Origin of the sequence: Advenella faeciporci (assembly GCF_014652395.1) — a bacterium.
Lineage (GTDB): Bacteria > Pseudomonadota > Gammaproteobacteria > Burkholderiales > Burkholderiaceae_B > Advenella > Advenella faeciporci.
Genome location: NZ_BMYS01000039.1, coordinates 1 through 6,545, shown reverse-complemented (window position 1 = coordinate 6,545; position 6,545 = coordinate 1). Strand labels below are relative to the sequence as shown.

The 6,545-nt window shown below is 47.9% G+C and carries 6 protein-coding genes; 3 read left to right on the top strand and 3 right to left on the bottom strand.

All coding sequences use genetic code 11. The features are described 5' to 3' along the window. Positions 1–257: 257 nt before the first annotated feature. The gene (locus IE074_RS14590) at positions 258–1,217 is read right to left on the bottom strand and encodes a Bug family tripartite tricarboxylate transporter substrate binding protein (RefSeq protein WP_189386178.1); all 960 of its coding nucleotides are present in this window, start codon (positions 1,215–1,217) and stop codon (positions 258–260) included. 222 nt (positions 1,218–1,439) lie between these two features. Here IE074_RS14590 and IE074_RS14585 point away from each other — a divergent pair, with 222 nt between their 5' ends. Together IE074_RS14585 and IE074_RS14580 are read left to right on the top strand one after the other, a co-directional pair. Next, the gene (locus IE074_RS14585) at positions 1,440–2,414 is read left to right on the top strand and encodes a tripartite tricarboxylate transporter substrate binding protein (protein WP_189386177.1); all 975 of its coding nucleotides are present in this window, start codon (positions 1,440–1,442) and stop codon (positions 2,412–2,414) included. 248 nt (positions 2,415–2,662) lie between these two features. Beyond that, a complete protein-coding gene (locus IE074_RS14580; protein ID WP_189386176.1) occupies positions 2,663–3,631 on the top strand; it encodes a tripartite tricarboxylate transporter substrate binding protein in 969 nt (322 codons plus the stop codon). 184 nt (positions 3,632–3,815) lie between these two features. Here the strand turns inward: IE074_RS14580 and IE074_RS14575 are convergent, their stop codons facing one another. Together IE074_RS14575 and IE074_RS14570 are read right to left on the bottom strand one after the other, a co-directional pair. After that, positions 3,816–4,409, bottom strand: coding sequence for a nitroreductase family protein (locus IE074_RS14575; protein WP_189386175.1), 594 nt, complete (start codon positions 4,407–4,409; stop codon positions 3,816–3,818). Positions 4,410–4,504: 95 nt separating this feature from the next. Continuing rightward, positions 4,505–5,209 (bottom strand): pirin family protein, encoded by a 705-nt coding sequence (locus tag IE074_RS14570; protein ID WP_189386174.1) that lies wholly within the window; start codon positions 5,207–5,209, stop codon positions 4,505–4,507. A gap of 240 nt (positions 5,210–5,449) precedes the next feature. Between IE074_RS14570 and IE074_RS14565 the strand changes: the two genes are divergently transcribed. Then, positions 5,450–6,406, top strand: a complete 957-nt coding sequence (locus IE074_RS14565; RefSeq protein ID WP_189386173.1) for a LysR substrate-binding domain-containing protein — start codon at positions 5,450–5,452, stop codon at positions 6,404–6,406. Positions 6,407–6,545 lie beyond the last annotated feature (139 nt).

Genomic DNA, 6,545 nt, shown 5'->3' with positions numbered 1-6,545 from the left:
GAGGCGATAGCCACTCTGGCCGGACAGATACTCTTGGACTAATTTGATTTTGAACGGCAAATCATATTTTGTCATTGAAAAGACCCCTAAAAGTTGAATGGGTGTCCAACTTTTTGGGGTCAGTTCAGAGCATGGGAACGAGTACGAGTATGAGTAAACGAGTAACCTCAGATGCAACTCGCTCCCACGCAGAGCATTCAACTTGCTCCCATGCTCCAGCGTGGGAGCCGGTGGTACAAGTAATAAAATATTAAGTTTTATTGCACCTTTATATTTGATTCCTTCACGATATTGCCATACAGCTCGGAATCACGTTTAATCAACTCGCCCAATTCAGCCGGTGTACTGCCAACCGGCACAAAACCCGCATTCTTGAACTTCTCAATCACCTCCGGGTCTTTAACCACCTCGGTAATTTCTTTTGAAACACGATCAACAATCTCTTGTGGCGTACCGGCCGGGGCCATCAGGGCGACCCATGAGTTCATCTTGAAGCCCTTGAACCCTGATTCATCCAGCGTGGGCACCGATTCTTCGCCTTCATACTTCTCTGAAGAGGTGACTCCCAACACATTTAATTTGCCTTCTTTCACATAAGGCATGGGTACCAGGATGGGATCAAACACCATGGAAACCTGACCGCTTAACAAATCAGCAAGAATAGGGGCGCTGCCTTTATACGGAATATGATTCATCTCAAGACCCGCAATCTTCGCAAAATGCGCACCCGTTAAATGCGCACTTGAACCAATTCCGCTAGAGGCATAATTCAATGGATTTTTCTTGCCATACTCAACCAGCTCTTGCACCGAATTGACCGGCAGTTTCTTGCTGGTAAACAAGAACAGCGGCAAATCGGCGATATGTGAAACCGGTGTGAAATCTTCATTGGAATAATTCAGCTTATACAAATGCGGATTCGCGGAATAAGCGGCCAAGACGGTTACGAATGTATAGCCATCGGGTTTTGCCCGGGCAACCTGTGCGGTGCCAATCGTGCTGTTGGCGCCGGGTTTGTTTTCGATCACGATGGTTTGTCCCAGACGGTCGGACAGTTTTTGCATAACCACCCGCGAAACCGTATCGGTAGATCCACCAGGGGTGTAAGGCACAATCACCGTAATAGGCTTGGACGGCCACTTGTCCTGAGCCACGGCACTTTGTGAAAACATGAGCGGACTTACCGCTGCCAACGTTGCCAATACCAATTTTTTCATTATATAAAGCCTCCTGTGTTAATTCTGCAATGCGGAATATGATTTTATTTATTAGGGTTAATGATAGATGTTTTACCTTGATAAATCCAACTATTATTAACCGTATAGTGGAAACTCCTTACTTAAATACGGAATGTTTTTTGCCGACTATTTGCCACTTTATTGATGGAAATGGTGGGCCATCACTTTCATATGAATATATAAGCCATCAGGAAACGAGACATGACCTTCAGCTTGCAAAGTATTAAAACAATAACCTTGCCCGCGCTAGTGGCCGGCCTTTTAGTGGGTGCACCGGCTTTTGCGCAAGATAACTATCCGTCCAAACCCATTACCATTATTGTGCCCTATGCCCCTGGCGGGACCACAGACCTCATTGCCAGGGCAATGGCGGACAGTCTTTCCCGTCAGCTTAAACAAACCGTCGTCATCGAAAATAAATCGGGGGCGGCCGGTTCCATGGGCGCGAATGAAATGGTTAACACCAAGCCCGACGGATATCGCCTGGCCTTGTCTCCGGTTGGTATTTTCCGCCAACCCTATTTGCAGCAAACCCGTTATGATCCCATCAAGGACTTAACTTATATTGCCGCTTTTGCAGAATATGATTTCACCATTTCCGTGGCGGCTGATTCTCCCATCAAAAGCGTTAAAGAGCTGGTGGAATATGCCCGGAAAAACCCGGGTGAGATTGATTACGGTACACCCGGACGTTTTACCGGCAATCACGTGGTCATGACCGAACTGGGTACGGCAGTGAGTGCGAAATTTACCCATATCCCTTACAAGGGAGATTCGGAAAACGTCGGTGCCCTGATGGGCGGGCATATCAAAACATCCGTTGTGTCCAATAGCGTGATTCCCTTCGTTCAGTCAGGCAAGGTCAGGATTCTGGCAACCGCTGCCGAAACGCGTCCTGCCGCTTTTGCCCAGTATCCCACCCTTAAGGAACTGGGCTATCCGGTGGTGATTCGTTCTCCATTGGGCCTGGCGGGTCCTAAAGGATTACCTGATAATATTGTGTCCACATTGGAAAAAGCCGTAAAAGTGGCCATGGATGACCCGGCAGTAATCAAAGTGTTAAAAGATTATGGAATTCGCACTGACTACATGGATGCTGCCCAGTACACTGAATTTGCACAGAAAACGTTTGAGGAAGAACGCAGTATTGTAGAAAGAATGAAACAGGAATCCTGATCCCGCTACGGAAAATCCCAGGCTGGAAATTACTCTCCCCTGTACGCGAGTACCGGGGATTTTTTTATTGAATATTCATTTCTTGCGTTAAATCATTCCACAATGCAAAACATGATTTTATAATATTGATTCAATTAGCCGGTCTGATGCTAAGGCAATCAACCCGTCTAATGATAGAATATACCAATATGGTTACCGGGCGCTGTGCCTGATATTATTCCGATCACGGAAGCAGGAGATATTTATCTATGAAAAGACTCTATAAATTGGCTGTATTAAGCACCGCCGTAAGCGCTGCTTTTTTTACCCCGGCAACAATGGCAAAGGGCGCTGACAGTTACCCCAGCAAACCCATTACACTGGTTGTTCCTTACGCGGCGGGTGGTACCACCGATCTTATTGGACGGGCATTGGGTGCAAGTTTGTCCAAACAGCTTGGTCAAACCATTGTGGTTGAAAACAAACCCGGTGCGGCCGGCTCCATGGGCGCCAACGAAATGGTTAATACCAAGCCTGACGGCTATAAATTGGCCCTGACTCCGGTTGGTATTTTCCGCCAGCCTTATTTGCAGAAAACCCGTTATGACCCTGTTAAAGACCTGAGTTACATTGCGGCTTTTGCCAGTTATGACTTCGCGCTGGGTGTTGATGCCAATTCTCCTTATAAAACACTTGATGACCTGCTCAAACACGCCAAAGAAAAACCCCGTGAATTGACCATCAGCTCTCCGGGACGTTATTCCGGTAACCACGTGGCCATTGTGGAGTTAGCCAAGGAAGCGGGCGTTCAAGTGACTCACGTTCCTTACAAATCAGACTCTGAGGCCATTGGTGCCTTGATGGGGGGCCACCTGGACGCGGTCATGTCCACCAACGTCATCATTCCATTCATGGAGTCTGGCAAGGTGCGTGTATTAGGTGTGGCGGCAGAAAAACGCCCTGAAGCCTTTGCTGATATTCCCACCCTGACCGAATCCGGTTATTCAGTGGTTATTCCTTCTCCGCTGGGTATTGCAGGTCCCAAAGGCTTGCCGCAGGAAATTGTTGAAAAACTGGATCTGGCAGTGAAAGCGGCCATGGAAGACCCTGATTTTCTTAAAGTTATCAAGGATTACGGCGTAAGAACCTACTATATGGATAACAAGGCTTATACCCAGTTTGCCATTGAAAACTTCGAGAACGAAAAGGACGTGATCGAAAGAATGGGCGACGAGTAATTCTAACGCTTCATTGACGTCATCAAAAAATCCAGCCTATTGGCTGGATTTCAAAAAAAACCCGGGAAAGCCGTCTTTAATATCGGCATCCCGGGTTTTTTTAATAATAATTGGCTGCTGCTATTTGCCAGTCTGGCCAACCGCATGCGGAGCGCTTCGCACGGGCTGTCCAGCTTGCAAAAAATCAGGCAAAGACGCGGAAACGCTCTTCATCATCCATAAATGCTTTTTCACCGGCAGGGGCTTCAATGCTGCCAAATGGCATTTGGGCACGCAGTTTCCAGCTGGCGGGCAGGTTCCAGCGGGCCATTGTTTGCTCGTCGATGATGGGGTTGTAATGTTGCAATGATGCGCCAATGTTGTGGTCAGCCAGGGCCAGCCATACCGCGTGCTGGGCAATGCCAGAGGCCTGCTCGGACCAGATCGGGAAGTTGTCTGCGTAAGCGGCGAATTTTTCCTGCAGGTCTTTGACTACGTCCTGGTCTTCAAAGAACAGAACGGTACCGTGACCGGCACGGAAACTGTTGATTTTGGCTTCGGTGGCGGCGAAAGCATCGGCCGGTACAATAGCGCGCAGGGTATCTTCAACGATTTGCCAGAAAGCGTCGTGTTCGCCGTTGAACAGGATAACGGCACGTGAACTTTGTGAGTTGAAAGAGGAAGGTGAATTGCGGATGGCTTCCTTGATCACGGATTCGATGGTGCTGTTGTCGGTGTTTACGTTGCGACCCAATGCGTAGATGCTGCGACGGGACTTCAATTTATCTAAAAAACTCATGTCTAACCCTTTTGAAAAAAATTATTCAGTTCCTGTTCATTTTTACGTTGCCATTCGGAACCTGACATGGCAATTAAACGTTTCATGACAGCCGTTTAGCGGGCTATCATATCAAATAATATAACTTCTGCTTGACTGGCTTGCTGGATCTGGATCCGTGATTCGGCGGTCAGCTTAAGCGCGTCACCTGTATGCAGTTCCTGGCCGTTAATGGTGATGTCACCCTGCACAACATGGATGTAAGCAATGCGGTCATGGGCCAGTGTGTATTCGGGTGCCTGCTGGCCATTAAAAATACCCGCATACAGCCTTGCATCCTGGTGAATACGCACAGAGCCTTGTTCACCACTGTCAGATGCGATCAGGCACCACTTACCCTGTTTGTCCTCGTCGCTGAAAACAGCCTCTTCATAGCTGGGTTCAACATCTTTCTGGTTGGGATAAAGCCAGATTTGCAGAAAATGTGATTCTTCTGTTACGGAAGGGTTGAACTCGCTATGCAAGACACCGGTGCCGGCACTCATGCGCTGAACCTGGCCGCGACGCAAAATGGAACCATTACCCATGCTGTCTTTGTGCTCAAGCGCACCTGACAGCACATAGCTGATGATTTCCATATTTTCATGGCCATGGGTGCCAAAGCCCTGGCCTGGATCTACCTTGTCTTCATTAATAACGCGAAGCGGGCCAAAACCCATTTGTTTGGGGTTGTAGTAGCTGCCAAATGAAAATGAATGGTGGCTATCCAGCCATCCGTGCTGGACGTGTCCCCGTTCATGACTTCTGGTGATAGATAACATGTCATATTCCTTTCATATAAGAACAGTTTATTTGAAAATTTATTTTTCTTATAAAAACTGTTTAAATTCAATATGTAGGTATTATCATTTATTTATTCTGGTTTGAAAAACGGAATGTTTTGCGGTGTATCATCAAATTATTTGAATATAATGGTTTGCTTAATGGTCAACGATCAACAATCAACGATCAACGATCAACAGTTTGGTGGCCTGTTTTGCGAAATGGATTAAGGATTTCTCATGTTCAAGATCAGTCTGGAAGCTTTGAATTTGCTGGATGCAATTGACCGGCACGGTTCATTTGCCGGCGCTGCCAAGGAATTGTTCCGCGTCCCTTCGGCAGTTTCTTATACGGTGCAAAAGCTGGAAGAAAACCTGGATGTTAAATTGTTTGTACGCAACGGCCCCAAAATCAGTCTGACCCGGGCCGGAGCCGAATTGCTGAAAGAGGGAAGGGTGCTGATGCAGGCAGCGGCCGAGCTTGAAAACAGGGTGCAAAGGGTGGCTAGCGGCTGGGAAACCGAGTTGCGGATTGGTGTCAATACCATGTTTTCTTCACTTTGCCTGAAGGATGATTTGCAGGCTTTCCACCAGGAAACCAGTCAAACGGGTATACGGATTTCAGAAGAGGTGCTGTCGGGTACCTGGGAGTCGCTTCAGGATGGCAGAACCGATATTTTCATTGGGGTAACGATTGACAATATTTCTTTGAGTGGCGAGTACCATACGCATTTGATCGGGCAGATGCCGTTTAGTTTTGTGGTGTCACCCAGTCATCCACTTGCGCAGATGAATCGCCCCTTAACGCAAGCCGATTTACTGGCGCATCATGCCATTGTGGTGTCGGATTCGGCCCGAAGACTGCCGGCCCGCACGGTAGGGGTGCTGTCAGGGCAGTCCAGTATTACGGTGCCCAATTTGCTAAGCAAGTTTGAATATCAAATGGCGGGGTTGGGGTTTGGGTTTTTGCCAGCGCCTTATGTCGAAGAGGCGGTGCGCCAGCGTTTGCTGGTTGAAATGGAGGTCAGCATTCCGAAACCGATAGAGACGCTGTATGTGGCGTGGCGCAATGACTCACCAGGCAAGGCGCTTGCGTGGTGGCAGAGGCGCTTGGCAAGACCCGATTTGTTTGAGCGGATGGTGGCGTTTACCAGGATGCAGTTGTATAAACGGCCGCAGTTGTTGCAGATTGTTTGATGGGGGATTTATTTTGAGGGTGTAAATAATTCTGTGTAACCGTCTGGGTTATATATAATCGCTGATGCGATCCTCAAACTCGATAATAAACCGATTCAGTGCAAGCTTCCAGTTGCGAATGGGCATGGTCCATTTTTTG

Bases quoted from the DNA above. Each gene is read 5' to 3' on its own strand.
- IE074_RS14570 (WP_189386174.1), bottom strand. From the start codon at position 5,209: ATGTTATCTATCACCAGAAGTCATGAACGGGGACACGTCCAGCACGGA.
- IE074_RS14575 (WP_189386175.1), bottom strand. From the start codon at position 4,409: ATGAGTTTTTTAGATAAATTGAAGTCCCGTCGCAGCATCTACGCATTG.
- IE074_RS14590 (WP_189386178.1), bottom strand. From the start codon at position 1,217: ATGAAAAAATTGGTATTGGCAACGTTGGCAGCGGTAAGTCCGCTCATG.
- IE074_RS14580 (WP_189386176.1), top strand. From the start codon at position 2,663: ATGAAAAGACTCTATAAATTGGCTGTATTAAGCACCGCCGTAAGCGCT.
- IE074_RS14565 (WP_189386173.1), top strand. From the start codon at position 5,450: ATGTTCAAGATCAGTCTGGAAGCTTTGAATTTGCTGGATGCAATTGAC.
- IE074_RS14585 (WP_189386177.1), top strand. From the start codon at position 1,440: ATGACCTTCAGCTTGCAAAGTATTAAAACAATAACCTTGCCCGCGCTA.